We start from the raw sequence: 19,989 nt of genomic DNA, 5'->3' as shown, positions 1-19,989 counted from the left end.
GACTTTCTACCACGCCTCACAGGAGTCCCGCGAGGCGCTGCGGAAGGCGTCCGCGACCTGCGAACACATCTGGCTGATCAGCGCCGGCCTGACCGACTGACGCAGCTGGCACCGACGGTCAGGGGCGGGACCACCGCTGGGTCCAGTCCGGCCCGTGCTGGCTACGCCGGTTCGGCGGTGGGCGCCGTCTTCTGGGTCATGGGGATGCCGCGCATGCTCAGCAGGACGGCGAGGACGGCCCCACAGGTGATGCAGGCGTCGGCGAGGTTGAAGGTCGCGAAGTGTCGCACGTCGATGAAGTCGACGACCGCGCCGCGGCCGAGGCCCGGGGCACGCAGCAGACGATCGGTCAGATTGCCGGCCGCGCCCGCCAGGACCAACCCGAGTGCCATCGCCCAGCCGGTGGACCGCAGGGCGGAGGCCGCCCGGACGATGACCACGACGACGCCGATCGCGACCAGGGTGAATACCGCCGTCGCCGCGGGGGCGAACGAGAACGCGGCCCCCGAGTTCCGGGAGGCGTTCAAGCTCACGAGGTCGCCCACGACCTGGATCGGTGGCTGTCCCTCGAGATGTGCCGCGACCAGTGCCTTCGTGATCTGGTCCGCCGCGAACCCGGCCAGGGCCATCAGCCACACGAGCCGGCGGGCTGCTGCGATCGGATGCATGCGGCAATTCTGGCAGACGGCCACGGCCCGTGCGGGCCGTGCCTGTCCTGGCCTTTGAGCGCCGTTCCGCTCGGGCCGGCCTATCCCTTGACCGCGCCGAGCAGGATGCCCTTGGCGAAGTGCCGCTGCAGCAAGGGGTAGAGCAGCAGGATCGGCACGAGGCTGATGACGAGGATCGCCATCTGCAGTGACTGCTGCGGTGGTGCCGGCGCACCGGCCAGCGCCGAGGCGTCCACCCCGATCGCGGCGTTGTTCACCACGTAGGTGCGCAGGACCAGCTGCAACGGCCATTTGACGGTATCGGCGAGGTAGAGCAGCGCGGAGAAGAAGCTGTTCCAGTAGGCCACCGCGTAGAACAGGCCGACCACCGCCAGGATCGCCTTGGACAGCGGGAGCACGACGCGGAACAGGATGCTCAGCTCGCCGGCGCCGTCGATGCGGGCGGCGTCGAGCAGTTCCTGGGGCAGTCCGAGGAAGAACTCCCGCATGACGATGACATTGAATCCGTTGATCAGCACCGGCAGGATCAGCGACCAGTAGCTGTTGAGCAACCCCAGCTGCTTCACGACGAGGTACATCGGGATGATTCCCGGTGAGAACAGCACGCTGAACAGCAGGACCATCAGTATCGGCCGGGAGCCGAGGCTACCCGGTCTGGACAGTCCGTAGGCGAGCAGCGCGGTGCTGGCCAGGGAGAGCACGGTGCCGACCAGGGTGATGGCGACCGAGACCAGGATCGCATGGGTCACCACCCCGCCCGCGAAGACCGCCCGATACGCGGCGAGGCTGGGATGGCGCGGCCACAGGACGAACCCACCGGCCTCGTTGACCTGTCGCGGATCGGCGAGACTGGTCGAGACGACCGCCAGCAGCGGCACGACCACGACCAGGCAGCACAACGTGAGGACCAGTCCCTTGACGGCCCGTAGCGGGGCGAGCGCGACTGCCAGCCCGGCGCCGACCGGTCGGCGGCCTCTGGAAATTCCGATGCTCATCCCTGGTACACGCCCCGCTCTCCGAAGATGTGCGCGATCTTGTTGGCGCCGAGTACCAGGGCCACGCCGATCAGTCCCTTGATGAGACCGACCGCCGCGGAGACACCCCAACCGCCGGCCACCACCGCGTTGTTGTAGATGTAGGTGTCCAGAACCTCGGAGGCGTGGGGGCCCACCGCGTTCTGCTGCAGCAGGATCTGCTCGAAGCCGACCGAGAGCACGTCGCCGAGGCGCAGGATGAGCACCAGCACGATCACCGACTTGATCCCCGGCAGGGTGACGTGCCAGAGCTGGCGCATCCGGGAGGCCCCGTCCATCTGGGCGACCTCGTAGAGCGCCGGGTCTACGCGGGACAGCGCGGCGAGGAACAGGATCGTCCCCCAGCCGGTGTCCTTCCAGATCACCTGACTGGTCACCAACTCCTTGAACAGTCCCGGATTGCCGATCAGGTCGAAGCCGCCGCCGCCATGGGCGTGCAGGAAAGTGTTGACCAGTCCGGTGTTGCCGAGCATGAACTGGAAGATGGCCACCACGATGACCCAGGACAGGAAGTGCGGCAGGTAGAGCACGGACTGCACGACGCGTTTGAGCCGTTCGGAGGCCATCGAGTTGAGCAGCAGCGCCAGCCCGATGGGTACCGGAAATACGAAGAGCACCTGAAGCATCGAGATGACCAGCGTGTTGAGTACCGCGTTGAGGAAGGCCGGGTCGCCGGTGAAGATGGCGCGGAAGTTGGTCAGCCCGACCCAGGGTGACTCGGTGATGCCCAGATACGGCTGATAGTCCTTGAAGGCGATCACATTGCCCAGCAGCGGCAGGTAGTGGAAGACCAGCAGCGCGGCGAGGCCGGGCAGCGCGATCAGCAGCAGCGTCCGGTCCCGACGCCACCGGACCCGCAGCGACGGCCGGCGCGGCGGCGCCAGCACGGCTCGCGTCGTGGTCTCGGCCTTGCCGATCGCGGTATCGACGGCCATTGCACCCTCCTCGGTCCGCCCCGGCGGGCGGGGCGTGCGGGAAAAGCTCAGTAGTATTTCTTCATCGTCCGTACCTCGACCGGCCAGGCGAGCTCCACACCCAGTTCGGTGAGCAGATCCTGGAACTCGTCGAGCCGGGCCGGGTCCGCCCGCACCTGGCGCGGCACGAGCGCGGTGTTGAGGCAGTGCGCGGCCAGCGCGCCGGCCGCCTCGCCGATACCCCACTCCACCGGGTGCAGTCTGTAACACCCGTTGGTGATGTGGGTGCTGCCGATGTTCTTTCCCGCCGGCAGCAGGTTCTCCACCCGCACCGGCAACAGGGCGCCCAGCGGGATCTGGAACGGCCAGGTCTCGACGTCGACGAAGGTGCGGGGTCCGGCCGGGCCGCCGGTGCTGGGGTGCAGGTCGATGCGGTAGCTGCCGATGCCGACCGAGTCGTGGAACTCCTCGGCGCCGGTGAGGCCGCTGCGCGCGGCGACCCCGACATGCTGTTCCCGCACGGTGAACTCGGCGCGGATGCGCCGCGACTCCCGGACGTAGGGCTGCTTGGCCAGCCCGTCGGCGGTACCCATGACGTCTTCCCGCAGCCGCAGGCCCGGATAGCCGGTGCCGCCGTCGAGGGTGGGCGCCTCGGTCTGCATCCAGTACAGGAACGACAGGCTCAGCTGCCTGGCCGCGGCCAGGTTGCGCCGCCGCCGCTGTTCGTCGACCCCGACCAGGGGACCGAGCCAGTAGTCGGCCTGCGGCCAGTTCACCAGCGTCACGTCGCTGGCCGGGGGCTGGGCGAAGTGCTTGCGGTACAGGATCCGCCGGTACCGCCAGAGGTCGAACGAGTGGGCGTTGGCGTACTCGCGGGGGTCCTCGAAGATTGCCCTGGAGTACGGCGTGAGCTGTGCCGGAAACACGTCCCACCAGCTCAGCAGCGGGCCTGGCCAGAAGTCCGCCCGGTAATCGCGCCAGAACCCGTACTGCTGCGGTCGGTCGATGGTGTGGTCCTCGCCCGGCCGGTAGTCCAAGGCGAAGCAGAAGGTGAAGGCCTGCTGGTCCAACGGCTGGGCCGGGCCGGGCAGCGCGTGCGGCTCGCCGGTCTGCTCCCGGCTCTCGGCGCCGGTGACGTGCTCGACGCCGGCCAGTTCCAGCAGGTCCCCGAGTTCGGTCGCGTCAAGCACGTACGACGCCGACACCACCAGTTCGGTGCCGCTGTCCTCGTCGAGCAGCGTCACCGCCGCGATCCGGTCGCCGTCGGTGTCGACCCGGACCGGCCGGCAACGGATCAGCACCTCCAGCGAGCGGTCTGCCCGGTACGGGGCGAGCAGCTCGTCGATCGCGGCGAGCGACGCCCGGGGCTCCGCGCAGATCCGGCTCACCCGGCCCTTGCCCGGATTGAGCTCGGGCGCTGTGCGGGCCGCCTCGGTCAGCGGGTAGTTGCGCCGGTAGTAGTCCCGGATGCCGGTGCGCAGTCGCCGGTATCCCCGGGTGCAGCCGAACTCTTCGATCCACGGGTGCTCGTCCGGCGGCACGGCCTGGGCGGTGAGCTGCCCGCCGAGCCAGTCGGTCTGCTCGGTGAGGATGACCTGCCGACCCAGTCGCACCGCGGCCAGCGCGGCCGCGATGCCGCCCAGGCCGCCACCGACCACGAGAACATCGCAGCGTCGCTCAGGCATGTGGGCCTCTCCCTCGTGCGTAAAGGTGCGCCCCGGCGACTGGCGATCCGGGCGACTGGCGATCGGGGCGACTGGCGATCGGGGTGGTCGGCGAGCTGAATGGTCGGCGGGCTCAGTGGCGGGGCGGTGCCGCCACCGTCGTGCCCAGCCGCAGGCCGCAGTCGAGAACGGTGCGGCGCGGGCGAGTATCGGCAGGATCGTCGAGCAGCCCGGCGAGCAACCGGACGGCCTCCATGCCCATCTGCCGGCGGGGCGTGATCACGGTGGTGATCGGCTGGTCTCCGGCGTCGTCACCGGGGTAGTCGCCCAGGGCCACGACGGACAGGTCCTCCGGGATCCGCAGCCCCCGCGCCCGCGCCGTCCGGCACGCGGTTACGGCGGCCGCGTGGTCGTCGGTCACCACGCAGCTGACCTGCTGGTCGATGAGGATCCGTACGAGGTTCGCGACGGCGTCCCCGGACGGCGCCACCAGTGTGTCGACCGAGTCGATGGCGGCGTCGTGCCGGCGGCACCCGGCGACGAATCCCGCCTCGCGGTCGATGAGCGCCTCGTGGCGCCAGGCGCTCTGGATCCTCCCGATCCGCCGGTGTCCGTGCTCGACGATGAAGTCGACCATGCGCTGGGCGGCGGAGGCGTAGTCGGCCGCGGCGTAGGAGGCGTCGCCGCCGGCGATCTCTCGCCGCCCGACGAAGACACACGGGTAGCGGTCGCGCAGCAGTTCGGCCAGCTCCTCGCGGTCCTCGTCCTGGCCGAGTAGGACCGCTCCATCCGCCAGTTGCAGAGTGTTGACGCCGTCCTTGTAGATGCTGCGGCGGCGACCCTCGCCGCGCGATCCGGTGAACAGCAGGATGTGGCAGCCCCGCTCCTCCGCCTCCTCCTCGATGCCGGCGAGGAAGTCGTGGTAGAAGCTCTTCGCCTCGGTCGGGAAGACGGCCTCGTAGGTGAAGACGCCCACGATGTTGTTACGCCCGCCGGCGAGGGTGCGGGCCGCGACGTTGGGCACGTACCCCAGTTGCCGGATGGCCTCCCAGACGCGGTCCGCGGTCTGGTCGCTGACCCGCACACCGCCGCCGCGCCCGTTGACCACGGCGGAGACCACCGCCGGGGAGACCCGAGCGAGGCGCCCGACGTCCGCCTGGGTCGGGCGCTTGCGGGGCTGGGCGTCCATCCGAGCCGTCACCTTCCCTGTCCGGGCCGATCGATGATTAAGCGCGTTATCACAGTCGACGTTAGCCGCGCCCGGTCGACCGAGTCAAGCGGGAGCCGCCCCCGTTTCCGTTGCTAGGCTGGGTACTTCGTGTTCACCGGGCGTAGGCCGCTGTTGACAGCGGGATGACCCGCTCGTATGGTGTGGCCTCAGCAACTGAGGCGCATTATCACGGCAACCTCGGGCTCTCGGCGCTGATCGTTCCGGCCGGGGGCGGCGGCGCGGTCAGCTTCGGCCAGGCGCCGGCAAGAGGGTCACAGATTCCCGCCCGACTTCGAACCGTCCTCAAACCGCCGTCGCGCGAGGCGCCCAGCCGGCGCCCGCAACGGTGGTGGGGGACGCCACCGTTCCGATGGGAGGACAACCGTGTCCACCGCACAGGCCGTCAGCCGGCGCGCGTTACTGCGCGGCGCGGGTGCCATCGCGTTAACCGCCGCCTCCGCCTCGCTCGCCGCCTGCGGCAGCAGCCCGAGCGCGGCCGGGGTCACGCAGGCCAACAGCAAGCTGAAGCTGCCCACCTACGTCCCGTACGACCAGGTGACCCCGGATCTGCCGGCGGGCCAGGACCTGCTGCCCGGCTTCTTCCGCTACCCGGCCAACCCGGTCACCGCCTACCAGTCGCCACCGGCCACCGGTGCCGGCGCCGTCAACATCCTGGTCGACACCTTCACGCCGGTGCCGCCCGCCCTGGGCGGCAACAAGTTCTGGCAGGCGCTCAACGCCAAGGTCGGCGCCGACCTGAAGTTCAACATGGTGCCGGACAGCGACTACAGCAGCAAGGTATCCACCACGCTGGCCGGCGGCGACCTGCCCGACATCGTGATGCTGCCGTCCTGGACGCCGCAGCTGCCACAGGTACTCAAGTCGCTGTTCGCCGACCTGACCGAGTTCCTCTCGGCCGACGCCGTGAAGGCCTATCCGTTCCTCGCCAACATCCCCACCTTCAGCTGGCAGCCGATGGTCGCGAACGGTGGGATCTACGGACTGCCCACCCCACGAGCCAGCATCGGCTCCATCATGTTCACCCGCGACGACCTCATCGCGCAGCGCTCGCTCAATCCGGCGCCGCAGAACTACCAGGAATTCCTGGACCTGTGCCGGGGGCTGACCGACGCCAAGGCCGGCCGTTGGGCGCTGGGCAACGCGGGCGCGGCCGGGGGCGGCGCCATGCAGTTCGCGCTGGAGATCGCCGGAGCGCCGAACGCCTGGCAGGAGCAGGGCGGCAAGCTCACCAACGCGGTCACCACGGAGGCGTACAAGCAGGCGCTGGACATCGTGTCGTCGATGTGGAAGGCGGGCCTGTTCCACCCGGACACCTTCAGCGCCACCTTCCAGCAACAGCGCGACTGGTTCGGCACCGGAAAGGTGGGGATGACCCTCGACGGGTACGCGGCCTGGGACATCTTCGTCAGCACGTACCCGGGCGTCAACGTCGGCGGCCTGGTCGCACCGGCGTACTCCGGCGGGGGATCACAGCACTTCACCGGATCCGGCAGCTACGCGGTCACCGCCATCAAGAAGGCCAGCGCCAGCCGGATCAAACAACTGCTCCAGGTCTGCAACTGGATGGCCGCCCCGGTCGGCACCACCGAGCATCTGTTCCGGAAGTTCGGCACGGCCGGCACCGACTACACCATGGTCGACGGTGCGCCGGTGGCCACCAGCACGGGCAGCGTGGAGACCAAAATTCCCATGCAGTACATCGTGGACGCGTCACCGACGCTCGGCCCGGGCCGACAGGACATCGTCCAGAAACAGTACGACTTCCACAAGAAGGTCGCGCCCCTGCTCGTCTCGGACCCGACGGTCGGGCTCTACTCGCCGACCAACGCCACCAAGGGTGCGGCGATCAACAAGATCCTCACGGACTCGCTGAGCGAGATTCTCCGCGGGAACAAACCCGTCTCCGGCTGGGACGAGACGGTGAGCAACTGGCGCAGCGCCGGCGGTGACCAGGTCACCAAGGAACTGGAACAGGCGTACGCGCAACTGCACTGAGGCACACCCGATCCGAGGAGGGCAGAGCACATGCACACGCGTACCGATCAACAGACCACGCCGTCATGGCGGCGCGGCCGCCGGTTCGCCGCCGTCTCCGGGGCGCTCACGGTGACTCTGGTCGCGGCGGGACTGGCCGCCGTCACCACCGGCGGCCCGGCCGCCGCGGGCACGACCGGGGCCCGGCCCGCCGCCATCGTCACGAACGGCACCGAGGTGGTCCGCACCGGCGGCAACATCATCGTCAACCCGCACGCCTGGCAGCAGGTCTGGGGAGACGGCTTCGACACCGGCGTCGACCCGCAGAAGTGGGGCGTGATCGAGGGCCTGGTCAACGACAGCCTCGGCAACGACCAGGTATTCACCTCATTCGACGTCAGTGGCAGCAACGGCAACTTGGTCATCACCAGCGAGAAGCGCCAGTACGGCTCGAAGGCGTACACCTCCGGGATGGTCTGGACCAAGGGCCGCTTCTCCTTCACCTACGGCAAAATCGAAGTCAGGGCGAAGATTCCGGCGATGGGCCCGGGCGTGTGGCCCGCGCTGTGGCTGCAGGGCAACACCAACTCGGCCTGGCCGGGGCCGGGCGGCAACGAAATCGACTTCGCCGAGCTGTGGAACACCCCGTCCGTGGTCAACCAGGGCCTGCATTACGCGGACACGGCCAACGGCACCGACCTCGGTCAGAACCAGGGCTGCACCGGAGCCACCGGATACAACAGTCCGGTCAACCTGTCCGCCGACTACCACCTCTACAGCCTGGTCTGGGAGCCCGGCCCCACCCTGACCTACTACGTCGACAACAAGGCCACCTGCCAGATCAGCCTGACCGGTAACTACTTCAACACCCCGATGTACATCGTGATGGACACCGCTCTGGGCGCGTCGTGGTTCGGGCACCCGGACGACACGACGCCGTTCCCCCAGCAGTTCGACGTCGACTACGTGCACGTGTTCCAGGACCAGAATCTCCAGTGACCATCGACGGGCCGGCGCGCCACGAGCGCGCCGGCCCGCCACGTTCAGGCCCGCCACGTTCAGGCCCGCCACGTTCAGGCCCGCCACGTTCAGGCCCGCCACGTTCAGGCCCGCTACGTTCAGGCCCGCCACGTTCAGGCCGCCACGTTCAGGCCGCCACGTTCAGGCCGCCACGGTCAACGCGTCCCGATGTCGTGACTGGTGCCGTCGGCGATCGCCTTGAGCTTGTCCGGGTTGGCGACGTTGTGGATGGCGATGATGCGGCCGTCGGAGCCGAAATCGAACGTGACAGTGGCGACCACCCGACCCAATCCGCTGAACAGCACACCAGGCCCACCGTTGATCTCAACGAGTTGGGCGTTCATGTCGGCGGGCGCGACTCCCTGGTAGGTGACGGTGCCGATGCCCGCGAACCAGGAGGCAACCGTCTGTGCGCCGACGATCGGGCGGATGGCCTGGCGAACCTTCCCGCCCCCGTCGGTCCACAGCGTGACCCCCGGCGAGAGAAGCTCCATCAGGGCGTTGACGTCACCGCCGGTCGCGGCGGCCAGGAACCGCTCGGTGGCGTCCCGCTGCCGTGACCGGTCCGCGGTGAAGCGGGGACGCCGGGCCTGTACATGTTCACGGGCGCGGTGTGCGGCCTGCCGCACGGCGGTCTCCGAACGCTCCACCGCCTCCGCGATCTCGGCATGGCTGAAGTCGAAGACCTCCCGCAGCACGAACACCGCGCGTTCCAGCGGACTCAGCGTCTCCAGAACCACCAGCATCGCCATGGACACCGACTCCGCCTCCGTCACGGTCTCGGCGGTGTCGCCGCTGGTGAGGATGGGCTCCGGAAGCCACGGTCCGACATAGACCTCACGCTTGTGCCGGCTGGAGCGCAGCCGTTCCAGCGCGAGATTCGACACGATCCGCGCCAGGTACGCCTTGGCATCGGCCACCTGCGAGCGGTCGGCCGCCGACCATTTGAGCCAAGCGTCCTGCACCGCGTCCTCGGCATCGGCCGCGCTGCCGAGGATGCGGTAGGCCACCGAGAACAGCAGGTTGCGGTGTTGGTCGAAAACCTGCTGACCCGCGTCCGCATATGAGTGGGTCACCGCGACGCCCGGATCCGGGTGAAGCGGCCACCCCGCGGCCAGAAGGCCCCCGAGGCTGGCATCTTCTTCATGCGGCCGAAGGTAGGCCAGGGTGAGGCAGTCACCGTCTCCTTATACCTCACCGCGATGCGGCCGGTCAGGTGCAGCCGTCGGGGGCTGTCATCGGGATGGGTGAACTGCACGACCCCGTCGTGCCTGCCCAGGCTGACCGGCGTGTGGTAGTAGCCGAAGCGGAACGGCTTGGGCTGCCTACCCCGCAACGCGCGAACGATGGACACCGCGGCGTGCACTCCGGTCGGCATGCCCCCCTGGCAGGTACCGTGCATGACGCGGTAGCCCTGCGCGATCGCGGCCGCGTCGCCCACGGCGTACACCTGCGGATGCGACACCGACCGCAACCCGGTGTCGGTCACGATGCGGCCCCGCTCGTCCACGGTCAGCCCGGCGGCGGCCGCCAACGGGGACACCCGGGTGCCGCTGGTCCACAACACCACCTCGGTGGCGATGGTCTCCCCGCCCACCAATTCGACCGCATCCGGCAGCACCTTCGTGACCTCAACTCCGCTACGCACCTGGACGCCCAGGCGCTCAAGCGCGGACCGCAGGTACGCCCCGGCCTTCGAGGTCATCGTCGCACCCGGCTCGTGGCGGCCAAGCAGCACGACGTTCAGCTTCGGGTACTGCTCGGCGATCTCCGCCGCCGACTCGATGCCGGTCAGCCCGCTGCCACCGACGACCACCGTCCCGCTGCCGAGTCGCGCCAGCCGGCCGGCCAGCAGCTCCGCGTCCTGGAAACTGTTCAGGCTGTACGCGTAGTCCTCCACGCCCGGCACTGTCTCGGTGTCGGCCACGCTACCCAACCCGTAGATCAGAGTGTCGTAGTGCAGTACCCGGTCGTCGTCGACGCGCACGGTCCTCGCGTCCGCGTTCACCGCCGTCACCCAGCCGCGCACGAACCGCGTACCCGTGCCGTCCAGCAGCTCCGGGATGCTCAGCTCGGCAACCCGCTGCCCGGTCGCGGTCATGTGCAGCCGGAGTCGTTCGGTGAACCGGTCCTGCGCGTTGATCAGCGTCACCTGCGCGTCCCCGCGCCGCTTGACCCGACCGGCGAGCTGGATGGCCGCGGCCATCCCCGCATAACCCGCGCCCAGGATCAGAACGCGGTGGGGGGTTGCCTCGTGGGCTTCGCTCGGTGCACTCATCGTTTCCTCCTCCGATTGCCTGTGACGCTCAGGAGATGGAACCGGCCCGTCCGGCCGTGACATGCGGTCGGTGTGACGCGCGACACAGCGCGAAACGCCCCGGTGACAAGCGGCGGACCAGGACCGGAGGGTGCTCGCGGGCGCTCGTCCGCTGGGCGCCCCACACTCGCACGGTGCGTTGGGGCGGGTTCAATGGATTCCCATTCGGCCGGCCTGATAAGTGGTGGGGGACCGTCGAGTTCTGTACGACGCGCGCGATGACCGGTCGCACGTTCTTGAGCAACGGCGGCAGGCGATAGCCGAAGGATTGGCGCACATGTTGATTTCCGCAAATGACTAGGGAATTGACCGGCGCCGGTGGCGTGAACCTTCGAACGGGAATGCGATCGTGACCGAACTGGAAATCAGTCGACAGTCTCGAATGCTATTTCGCCGTGTACCGTTGAGCGGGATGCGGGATCAGTGGATTCGACGGCACCTGACGACGGTCGCTCTGATCGTCGGCGCTCTCGCTGTCCTGGTCATGCTCAGTCAGAGTCGGTTGGCGGCAACCGGGATACCGGTCGTCGAGCGCGCCGGTGTCACCGCGGTCCATTCCGCCGCCGTGCACTCCGCACCGTGGTCCGCGCTGCGGGCGCCGCGGTCGAGGACCCGGTCCCCGCGTGGCGCACCCGGCTCCGGCGCGGTGATTCCCGCCAGCGCACTTGCGCTGGCGCTGCTCCTGCTGCTGGGTTCGGGCTGCTGCCGGCTGGGCGGTGCCGCCGCGTCGCGAAAGCCCGGCGGGCGCGGACCACCGCCGTTCACCGGCTGACGCACGCGGGCCCTTGGCCAGCGCCGGCCGACGCCAGGGCCAGCCGATCCAGTCGCCCTTTTTCACCGGCCGCAGCGCCGGTGCGCCAACACCTTCTCGCGACACCGGTCCGACCGCCGGCCGCATCGCCGGTCGGTAGACCGATCGCGAACGCATTCAACAGCGACCACGGTTTCGTCGCGATGACCCGTGCCCGTGCACCGACGGGAGACCCGACACCATGTCCAGCACCCGCATCAGCACCCGTACCCGCGCTGTGCGCCTTCCGCACCGCAACGTCCCTTGTGGACCGGTTCCGCGCCGGCCACAGCCGCGCCGGCCGATGACCCCGCGGCCGGTGAACCCGTCCGTGCCGGTGATCGAGCCGGAACAGGGTCGGCGATGAGCGCGCCGTCCGCGGCGCACGCACCCCGCGCGTCGGCGTCCGAGGCGCCGCTGATCGCGATGCACGGGGTGAACAAGTGGTTCGGATCCCTGCACGTACTGCGGGACGTCGACCTGGACGTGTCGCGCGGCGAGGTTGTTGTCGTCGTCGGCCCGTCCGGATCGGGCAAGTCCACGCTGTGCCGCGTCATCAACCGGTTGGAGCCGATCGACTCCGGCGACATCCACGTCGACGGCCGCCCGCTGCCGGTCGAGGGTCGTGCGCTGGCCCGGCTACGCGCCGAGGTGGGCATGGTCTTCCAGCAGTTCAACCTGTTCGCGCACATGTCGGTCCTGGACAACGTCACCCTGGGCCCGGTCAAGGTGCGCGGCGTACCGAGAGAACAGGCGCGCCGCCGGGCCCGCGAACTGCTCGGCCGGGTCGGCATCGCCGACCAGGCGGACAAGATGCCGGCACGGCTGTCGGGCGGGCAGCAGCAGCGGGCGGCCATCGCCCGCGCCCTCGCGATGGACCCGAAGGTGCTCCTCTTCGACGAGCCGACCTCGGCGCTGGATCCCGAAATGATCAACGAAGTGCTCGACGTGATGACCGCGCTCGCCGGCGAGGGCATGACCATGGTCGTGGTCACCCACGAGATGGGCTTCGCCCGGCGGGCGGCCGACCGGGTGGTATTCATGGCCGACGGCCAACTGCTGGAGCAGGCCCCGCCCGCCGAGTTCTTCGACCACCCGCGGACCGACCGGGCCCGCGACTTCCTATCCAAGGTCCTCGCCCATTGACGCTGCCGGCGGGCGGTCGGTCGCGACCGTCCCGACCGGCGGGAGGAGACGACATGCGTACCATCCGAGTCACCGTGGCCGTGGCCGTCAGCGTGGTCGCGCTCGCCATCACCGGCTGCGGGAGCACCAGCGATCTGGACAGCGGTTCGGGGGGCGGCGGCCCCAGGCCCGAACCCACCATCGGGTACCAGTTGAAGGCGGCCGGCAGCCTGTCCGGGTCGGTGCAGGCCATCAAGGACAAAGGCAAACTCGTCGTGGGTACCAAGTTCGACCAGCCCGGCTTCGGCCTGCAGAACCCGACATCGCAGCAGGTCGAGGGGTTCGACGCCGAGATCGCCCGGCTGATCTCCATCAAGATTTTCGGCTCACCGGACAAGGTGGAGTTCAAGGAGGCCAAGACTGCCGTACGGGAGCAGGTCATCGAGAACGGTGAGGTCGACCTCGTCGTCGCCACGTACACCATCAACGCGGCGCGCAAGGAAAAGATCGACTTCGCCGGGCCGTACTTCCAGGCCGGGCAGGACGTGCTGGTACGCAAGGACAACACGAGCATCGCGAGCGTGACCGACCTGGCCGGCAAGCGGGTGTGCACGCAACAGAACTCGACCTCGCTGAAGAACCTGCAGGACAAGGTCCCCGGCCTGAAACCGCAGACGCTCGACAGCTACGCGCTGTGCGCCGAAGGGGTCAAGGACGGCACCTACGACGCCCTGTCCACGGACAACGTGATCCTGCTCGGGTTGGTGAGCAAGAGTCCCGACGAACTCAAGGTGATCAACAAGCCGTTCACCACGGAGCCGTACGGTATCGGGTTGAAGAAGGACGACACCGAACTGCGGACCTTCGTCAACGACGCGCTCGACGAGATCTTCACCAATGGCGACTGGGACAAGGCGTGGGCGAAGACCGCCGGCCAGTTCCTGCCCGAGGCACCCACCAAGCCGTCGGTCGACCGGTACTGAGCGGGCCCGGCCATCCATGAACGGCGTCGACTTCCTGGTGGACAGTCTGCCGGTGTTCTGGCAGGGATTCCGCGCGACCCTGCTGCTGGCGTTCGCCTCGTACGCCGGCGCCCTGATCCTCGGCGCGATTCTGGCCGTGTTGCGGATCAGTCCGGCGGCCCCCGCGCGGGCCGCCGGACTGGCCTATGTCGAATGGTTCCGCAACGTCCCGCTGCTGGTGCTGATGTTCGTGGCGATCCTGTGCCTGCCGAAGCTCGGGGTACGCGTGAGCCCGTTCTCCTCCGCCCTGCTCGTTCTGGTCATGTACACGGCGGCGCAGGTGTGCGAGGCGTTGCGGGCCGGCATCAACTCGATCGCCCGGGGACAGGCCGAGGCCGGGCGCGCGCTCGGGCTGACCTTCGGGCAGAACCTGCGTCACGTCGTCCTGCCGCAGGCCGCTCGCACGGTCGTTCCGCCGCTGGGGAGCATCTTCATCGCACTGGTGAAGAACACGGCGGTGGCCAGCCTGATCGGGGTGGTGGAGATAACCTTCCAATTCGGTGAGCTCGCCCGCGACGCGCCCAGCCAGATCATGCCGCTGCTGATCGCCATCGCGGTGTGCTACCTGATCATCACCATCCCGGCCGGCTACGCGGTCGCCCGGTTCGAGCGGCGCGCGGCGGTGGCGCGATGACCGGCGACACGATGCCGAGCGACGCGGTGCCGAGCGACGCGATGACCGAGGTGGAGCCGCCGCGCATCGCGCCGCCCCGTGCGATCGGGGCCCGCCGGGCGCGTTCGGGGGAGACGGCGGTGCTCTACGACGCCATCGGGCCCCGGGGACGCCGCCGGGTTCGGGTGGCCACCGCCGGCTGCCTGGTGCTACTGGCCGGCCTGGTCGTGTTCGTCGCGTACCGGCTGGACCGCTACGGCCACCTGCAACGGGCGCGCTGGTCCTACGTGCTGTCCCCGGAGATCCTCAGGTACCTCGGCCAGGGCATGCTGAACAACGTCAAGGCGTCGGTGATCGCCGGAGGGCTGACCCTGGTGATCGGACTGGCACTGGCGCTCGGCCGGCTGTCCCGTACGGCGGCGCTGCGGCTGCCCGCCGTGGCGTGGATCGAGTTTTTCCGGGGCTTCCCGCTGGTGCTGCTCATCCTGTTCCCGTACCTGCTGTTCCCGGTGTACCTGCACCCGATCGAACCCATGTGGTACGTCGTCATCGGGCTGACGCTCTACAACAGCGCGGTGATGGCGGAGATCTACCGGACCGGCATCCTGTCCCTGGATCGCGGCCAGCGCGAGGCCGCGTACGCCGTCGGACTGCGCCGCGGCCAGGCGATGCGGCTGGTCATCCTCCCGCAGGCGATCCGCCGGATGGTGCCGCTGCTGCTGACGCAACTGGTCATCCTGTTCAAGGACTCCACGTTGGGCGTGGCGGTGACCTACCCGGAGGCGCTGCGGCGGGGCGAGACGATGGGCTCATTCGAGCCGAGGGTGGTGTTCCAGGCGATCATCGTCACGGCCGTGATGTTCTTCCTGGCCGGCTTCATCCTGTCGCGGCTGGTGCGGCTGCTGGAACGGGTCTCGGCGAAGGGCTGATCGAGCCGTGCGACGCGCTGAGTCCTGAGCCGTGCGACGAGCCGAGTCCTGAGCCGTGCGACGAGCCGAGTCCGGGTTCGCGGTGGCCATCGCGGGGAGGTGAAGATGCGCGCAGTGCCGCGGTTGCCTTTGGCGACCTTCAGCGAGCCGTCGTAGCCCCAATGTGCGGCGTGGACCTTGCGCCCGGCACGGCGGAACATGGTGTCGTCGACGGCCACCAGCAGTGGTGCCCCGATCGGCAGCAGATGCCCGACGATCAACCGCAGCAAGGTCAACCCGACCGTGTCGGGGTCCCAGCGGGCGGCGGCGAAGAACCGGTGCGCCCGGCTGTGATGCCACACCCCGGCCGCGCCGGCGCCGGCAGCATGCCGCACACCGTGCGGTGCGCCGGCCGGGCGACCATCCCGGCCAGCAGGGTCACGAGCGTGGCGAAGGTCGGGGCCGTAAAGCGTGGCCGGAACAGCTCCAGCACGCGCATCAACGACCCCGGTAGGGTACGCATCCGAGGCATCCGCGGTGGACTCCCTCTCAGGGATCCATGGGCAACCGCCGATGCTCCGTGAACCCGCGGTCGTGACCCACCTCGACACGCCGACTGTCCGCGAACCGCCGGCTTTCGGCTACTTCTACGGTCTCGGCTTGGTTGTTCCGCTCGTGGATCGGCTGAGCCCCAAGTACGTGCTCGCTGTTGTCTTCGGTGTGCTCGCTGCCGCTCTCACGGTTGGGGTGCTCCAGGAGAGGCGTGGGACGCGAAGGAGCGGTAGGAGAGAGAGGGCACCCAGGGCGGCGAAGGTGAGGATGGCCCAGCGCGGGCCCACGGTGTCGGCGGCGAGGCCGGCCGCCCAGGCCGCGGGCGCCAGGACGCCGAGGGATACGAAGCGATGTGTGGCAGTGGTCTGGACGCGCATGTCTGGGTGGCTGAGCAGCTGGCGCGTGGTGAGTGCGGCGACCCCCCAGCAGCCACCGCCGATTCCGGTGACGGCGGTGGCCGCAGCGACCAACTGGACGGCGGTGCCCGGGGTGGCCGCGGCGACCAGGAACGGGCCGGCGGCCGACAGGGCCGCCGCGAGCACCAGCGTCGGGCCCCGGCCCACGCGCCGTTCCGCGGTGCGGCTGAGCGCGACGCCCAGAGGCACCCCGACGCCCCCGGCAGCGACGCTCAGGCCGAGCGTGCCGGGGGTCAGGTGGAGGGTGCGGATGGCGAAGACCGTGAGGAGGGCTTCGTAGCCGGCGAAGCCGGCGTTGAATAGGGCGCTGGCCCACATCAGCGCACGCAGCGGGGGGCTGGCGAGCACATACCGCCAGCCGGCGATGACCTGGCGGACCGCGCCGCCAGCGTCCGCGTGGCCGATGGCGCCGCCGTCGCGGACGGCGGCGAGGGTGGCGATGCTGACCAGATAGCTCGCGGCATCGGCGTACAGCGCGCGAACCGCGCCGACGGCGCCGACGAGCAGGCCGGCGGCGGCGGGGCCGAGAAGCGCGGCCGCCGACTCGGACAGCGTCAGCCGCCGGTTGGCTGCCGGTATGAGCTCGGCGGGCACCAGCGCGGGCACCACGGACTGGTACGCGAGTTGGAACGGCACCGTGGCGACACCGACCACGACCGCCACCACCAGCAGTCGTGGATAGCCGCCAGCGCCGAACAACGGAACAGACAGGATCGCGACGCCGCGCACCATGTCGGCGGCGAGCATTGCCCGTCGCAGGCCGAAGCGGGCGACCCAGACACCGGCCGGCAGCGCCAGTATGAGGAAGGGCAGCTGGCCGGCCGCGGCGAGCGCGGCGACCTGCCCCGGCGTGGCGTGCAGGACGAGTACCGCGACGAGAGGCAGTGCCAGCCGGGTCAGCTGGTCGCCGATCAGGCTCGCGCTCTGCCCCGCCCACAGCAACGTGAAGGGCCGGCCGAGCCTCACGACGCGAGCGGTGGAACCGGCACGACCGGCGTTGTGGCGCGGCGCAGCGTGGCGAGCAGATCGTCAGCGTCGGAGTCGAGCGCGTCGCCGGGGACGAACCGCCCGTCGGCGAGGTGGTCGCGGAAGCGGACCAGCCGCGTCCCGACCGGGATCATCCCGAGGTGTACCAGGACGGGCAGCAGCGACTGCGCGGCCCGTCCGCCCGAGGAGACGCCGCCATAGGCGACGACGCCGACCGGCTTGCCGCGCCACTCGTGGTACAGGAAGTCGAGCGCGTTCTTCAGCGACGCCGGGAACGAGCTGTTGTACTCCGGGGTCACGAACACCAGCGCGGCGCAGCCGGCAATCCGCTCGCTCCACCGCCGCGTGTGCGCTCGCGCGTAGTTCCCGGTTGAGGCGTGTTCGGGCTCGTCGAGCAACGGCAGGCCCTGCTCGGCGAGGTCGATGAGGTCACCGCCGGCACCGGCCCGGCCCGCCATCCAGGCCCCGATCTGGTCGCCCACCCGACCCGGTCGGGTACTGCTGATCACGATCCCCACGGTCATGCCGGCCTCCTTTGCTTGACGCGTCACACAAACTGCTTGACGTATCATGCAATCAGACTGTGTGACGTGTCAACATCTCACCGGATATGGTGGTACGCATGGCGGAGCAGGTGCGCTGGCTCGACGAGTCCGAGCAGGCGGCATGGACGGGATACCGGCAGATGAAGCGGCTGCTGGACGCGCGGCTGGCCGGCGAGCTGACGGCCGACTCCGGCCTGTCCGAGCCGGACTACGACGTGCTGAGCCTCCTCAACGACGCAGACGCACCGCGCTGGTGCCTGAAGGACCTGGGCACCCGGCTCCTCTGGTCACCCAGCCGGCTGTCGCACCACGTCGCCCGCATGGCGTCCCGCGGTCTGGTCGACCGGCTGCCCTGTGAAACCGACGCGCGCGGCACCGACGTCAGGCTCACTACCGCCGGCCGCCGGGCCATCGAGACCGCCGCACCCGGTCACGTCGACGCGGTACGGCGCCATGTCATCGACCAACTCACCGCCACCGACCTCGCCGACCTGGCCAGGATCACCCGCAAAATTACCGCCCACCTCCGCTCGCTGGACACCTGACCACGCTCGCGCTCCACAGCCGCCGATCGCAGACGCTCGATAGGATCAGATTCCCACTCGATCACACAGTCAGCGAACGTATTTGGGCAAACCCCGCCCGTCAGGCTGTGCGTCAAGACAATCTTGCATCCGGTCAGCGATCGGCAACCGCATACAGCCGCGCAAACACCTGTTCGACCAGATTGCGAAACTCAAGAATGAGCTCGTCAGCCTCGATGTCCATGACGCCCGCCCCGACCGCCCCGGTCGGGAGTACGTGTTCGTCACGCATCGAGTCGATCGGGCGACGTGAACCGCCCACTTCGCAGCGGCTCAGAAGATAGTGTTCGACCCGAGACAACCTGATGAGGGGCTCGTCGTGAAGCAAGATCAGCGCGCCCCCTTCGTGGCGGCTCTGGAACGGGCGCGGCAAGCCGCCTACCCGCCGGGGGAGTACGTCGGTCAGGAGAGCTTCGTGCTCGCCAGCGAGATTCGTGAACTCGCCGGCCGAGCCAGGATCGGCTCCGGGGTCTCGGTGCTCGACGCGTGTTGTGGGGTAGCCGGTCCCGGCCGCCTGATCACCGCCGAGTTCGGCTGCCAGTACCTCGGCGTCGACTACTCCGCGAGCGGCTTGGAGATCGCTCGGGAACTCGCCGGCAATCTCCCCTGCCGGTTCGACCAGGCACGTATCCCGCCGCTGCCCGACGACCCTGTCGAGGTCGTGCTTCTGCTGGAGACCATGCTGGCGTTCGCCGACAAGCGCACCCTGCTGGGCGAGGTGGCGCGCGCGCTGCAACCGGGCGGGCGGTTCGCCTTCACCGTCGAAGAGGGCGGTCCGCTCACCCCGGCGGAGCGCGACCGGATGCCCGATGCCGACACCGCCTGGCCGATCGAACTGGCCGAGTTGACTGACCTACTGGCCGACGTCGGCCTGACAATTACGTGGCAGTCGGAGTGCACTAAATCCCATGCGGAGACCGCGGCGGCGCTCCTGTACGCGTACCGGGCGGACGCGGTGCGGATCGCCAACCACGTTGGCGCGCGGGGATTTCATGAGCTGGTGGCCGCGCACGAACTGTGGGCCGACTGGCTCAGCAGTGGTCGAATGCGGAAATTCGCGATCGTCGCCGAGAAGCTCTAGATGATCGATTCCAAGGGATGCAGGACAGCGAACGGTCATGAGGGCGTCCACGATCGACGTTGCTGAGCATCGATGACCATGGAGGCCACGCGCACGTCGATCTGGTCACCCTCGCGACCGCACTGTACGTCAGGGGTCGTGTTCGCCTGACCAACGCCAAGACCGACGAACGTGAGGTTCTTATCGGCCCGGCCATCATGCAGCCGAACATGTTTCATCTACCCTGATGGGCTGACTCTGGTGGTGGACAAGGGCTACCGCGATCGTGACACCGAAACCTGACTCAACGACAACGGCATGACCGTGGTGCGACCCGCGTACCGCGGCGTTGCCGTCCGGATCCTGCAACCCGTTCTCGCCCTGACCGCCGCGATGGCGCAACTGGCGCACCGGACAGCCGATCATTAAACAGCGCAGCCAGCCCGGGGACGCGGTCGAGGCCGACGAGACAGGCGGCCGAGGCCTTCCCGACCCTGACATTCCGACCCGAGCTTTTTGTAACCCGGCCCTTCCCGAGCGCTACCGGCCTACCGTGAAATGGCAT

The 19,989-nt window shown here is 69.2% G+C and carries 19 protein-coding genes and 2 pseudogenes; 10 read left to right on the top strand and 11 right to left on the bottom strand.

The window, feature by feature from the left end; genetic code table 11:
- Positions 1-161 precede the first annotated feature (161 nt).
- The 5 genes from lspA to ABEA87_RS04515 all read right to left on the bottom strand — a co-directional run bounded on the left by lspA (position 162) and on the right by ABEA87_RS04515 (position 5,469).
- Positions 162-668: a signal peptidase II gene (lspA, locus tag ABEA87_RS04535; RefSeq protein WP_345626307.1), complete on the bottom strand. Its 507-nt coding sequence runs from the start codon at positions 666-668 to the stop codon at positions 162-164.
- Between the two features lie 80 nt (positions 669-748).
- The gene (locus ABEA87_RS04530) at positions 749-1,663 is read right to left on the bottom strand and encodes a carbohydrate ABC transporter permease (protein WP_345626305.1); all 915 of its coding nucleotides are present in this window, start codon (positions 1,661-1,663) and stop codon (positions 749-751) included.
- The gene (locus ABEA87_RS04525; RefSeq protein ID WP_345626303.1) at positions 1,660-2,637 is read right to left on the bottom strand and encodes an ABC transporter permease; all 978 of its coding nucleotides are present in this window, start codon (positions 2,635-2,637) and stop codon (positions 1,660-1,662) included. The genes ABEA87_RS04530 and ABEA87_RS04525 overlap by 4 nt, the downstream gene beginning before the upstream one ends.
- A gap of 47 nt (positions 2,638-2,684) precedes the next feature.
- Complete coding sequence (locus tag ABEA87_RS04520; protein ID WP_345626301.1) at positions 2,685-4,301, bottom strand: FAD-dependent oxidoreductase; 1,617 nt, start codon at positions 4,299-4,301, stop codon at positions 2,685-2,687.
- Between the two features lie 112 nt (positions 4,302-4,413).
- A complete protein-coding gene (locus ABEA87_RS04515; protein WP_345626299.1) occupies positions 4,414-5,469 on the bottom strand; it encodes a LacI family DNA-binding transcriptional regulator in 1,056 nt (351 codons plus the stop codon).
- Positions 5,470-5,874: 405 nt separating this feature from the next.
- Here ABEA87_RS04515 and ABEA87_RS04510 point away from each other — a divergent pair, with 405 nt between their 5' ends.
- Both ABEA87_RS04510 and ABEA87_RS04505 read left to right on the top strand, forming a co-directional pair.
- A complete protein-coding gene (locus ABEA87_RS04510) occupies positions 5,875-7,506 on the top strand; it encodes an extracellular solute-binding protein (protein ID WP_345626298.1) in 1,632 nt (543 codons plus the stop codon).
- A gap of 30 nt (positions 7,507-7,536) precedes the next feature.
- A complete protein-coding gene (locus tag ABEA87_RS04505) occupies positions 7,537-8,484 on the top strand; it encodes a glycoside hydrolase family 16 protein (RefSeq protein WP_345626297.1) in 948 nt (315 codons plus the stop codon).
- Between the two features lie 176 nt (positions 8,485-8,660).
- Here the strand turns inward: ABEA87_RS04505 and ABEA87_RS04500 are convergent, their stop codons facing one another.
- Positions 8,661-9,581, bottom strand: a complete 921-nt coding sequence (locus tag ABEA87_RS04500) for an RNA polymerase sigma-70 factor (RefSeq protein ID WP_345626295.1) — start codon at positions 9,579-9,581, stop codon at positions 8,661-8,663.
- Positions 9,578-10,783 carry an NAD(P)/FAD-dependent oxidoreductase gene (locus ABEA87_RS04495; protein ID WP_345626294.1) on the bottom strand — a complete coding sequence of 402 codons (1,206 nt, stop codon included), beginning with the start codon at positions 10,781-10,783 and terminating at the stop codon, positions 9,578-9,580. Before ABEA87_RS04495 ends, ABEA87_RS04500 begins: the two co-directional genes overlap by 4 nt.
- A 451-nt stretch (positions 10,784-11,234) precedes the next feature.
- Here ABEA87_RS04495 and ABEA87_RS04490 point away from each other — a divergent pair, with 451 nt between their 5' ends.
- From ABEA87_RS04490 to ABEA87_RS04470, 5 genes are all read left to right on the top strand, one after another.
- The gene (locus ABEA87_RS04490; protein ID WP_345626292.1) at positions 11,235-11,594 is read left to right on the top strand and encodes a hypothetical protein; all 360 of its coding nucleotides are present in this window, start codon (positions 11,235-11,237) and stop codon (positions 11,592-11,594) included.
- A gap of 381 nt (positions 11,595-11,975) precedes the next feature.
- Positions 11,976-12,758: an amino acid ABC transporter ATP-binding protein gene (locus ABEA87_RS04485; RefSeq protein ID WP_345626290.1), complete on the top strand. Its 783-nt coding sequence runs from the start codon at positions 11,976-11,978 to the stop codon at positions 12,756-12,758.
- Between the two features lie 53 nt (positions 12,759-12,811).
- Entirely contained in the window at positions 12,812-13,720 is a 909-nt protein-coding gene (locus ABEA87_RS04480) for a glutamate ABC transporter substrate-binding protein (protein ID WP_345626289.1), read from the top strand.
- A gap of 16 nt (positions 13,721-13,736) precedes the next feature.
- Entirely contained in the window at positions 13,737-14,393 is a 657-nt protein-coding gene (locus ABEA87_RS04475) for an amino acid ABC transporter permease (protein WP_345626287.1), read from the top strand.
- Entirely contained in the window at positions 14,390-15,301 is a 912-nt protein-coding gene (locus ABEA87_RS04470) for an amino acid ABC transporter permease (RefSeq protein WP_345626285.1), read from the top strand. The genes ABEA87_RS04475 and ABEA87_RS04470 overlap by 4 nt, the downstream gene beginning before the upstream one ends.
- A gap of 95 nt (positions 15,302-15,396) precedes the next feature.
- On the opposite strand, the pseudogene ABEA87_RS42520 reads toward ABEA87_RS04470, so the two are convergent.
- The 3 genes and pseudogenes from ABEA87_RS42520 to ABEA87_RS04460 form a co-directional block, all read right to left on the bottom strand.
- Positions 15,397-15,642 (bottom strand): annotated as a pseudogene (locus ABEA87_RS42520) (transposase); the annotation flags it as partial.
- 285 nt (positions 15,643-15,927) lie between these two features.
- Positions 15,928-17,214, bottom strand: coding sequence for an MFS transporter (locus ABEA87_RS04465; RefSeq protein ID WP_345626283.1), 1,287 nt, complete (start codon positions 17,212-17,214; stop codon positions 15,928-15,930).
- A complete protein-coding gene (locus ABEA87_RS04460; protein ID WP_345626281.1) occupies positions 17,211-17,759 on the bottom strand; it encodes an NADPH-dependent FMN reductase in 549 nt (182 codons plus the stop codon). Before ABEA87_RS04460 ends, ABEA87_RS04465 begins: the two co-directional genes overlap by 4 nt.
- A 98-nt stretch (positions 17,760-17,857) precedes the next feature.
- On the opposite strand from ABEA87_RS04460, the gene ABEA87_RS04455 reads away from it, so the two are divergent.
- Positions 17,858-18,325, top strand: a complete 468-nt coding sequence (locus ABEA87_RS04455) for a MarR family winged helix-turn-helix transcriptional regulator (protein ID WP_345626280.1) — start codon at positions 17,858-17,860, stop codon at positions 18,323-18,325.
- Between the two features lie 133 nt (positions 18,326-18,458).
- On the opposite strand, the gene ABEA87_RS04450 is transcribed toward ABEA87_RS04455, so the two are convergent.
- Positions 18,459-18,596 carry a hypothetical protein gene (locus ABEA87_RS04450; protein ID WP_345626278.1) on the bottom strand — a complete coding sequence of 46 codons (138 nt, stop codon included), beginning with the start codon at positions 18,594-18,596 and terminating at the stop codon, positions 18,459-18,461.
- Between the two features lie 87 nt (positions 18,597-18,683).
- On the opposite strand from ABEA87_RS04450, the gene ABEA87_RS04445 reads away from it, so the two are divergent.
- Positions 18,684-19,445 carry a class I SAM-dependent methyltransferase gene (locus tag ABEA87_RS04445; protein WP_345626276.1) on the top strand — a complete coding sequence of 254 codons (762 nt, stop codon included), beginning with the start codon at positions 18,684-18,686 and terminating at the stop codon, positions 19,443-19,445.
- A 146-nt stretch (positions 19,446-19,591) separates the two neighbouring features.
- A pseudogene (locus ABEA87_RS42515) lies at positions 19,592-19,854 on the top strand (IS982 family transposase); the annotation flags it as partial.
- Positions 19,855-19,989 lie beyond the last annotated feature (135 nt).

The organism is Rugosimonospora acidiphila (genome assembly GCF_039543385.1).
Classification (GTDB): Bacteria; Actinomycetota; Actinomycetes; order Mycobacteriales; family Micromonosporaceae; genus Rugosimonospora; species Rugosimonospora acidiphila.
This window is presented reverse-complemented; position numbering and strand designations above follow the sequence as displayed.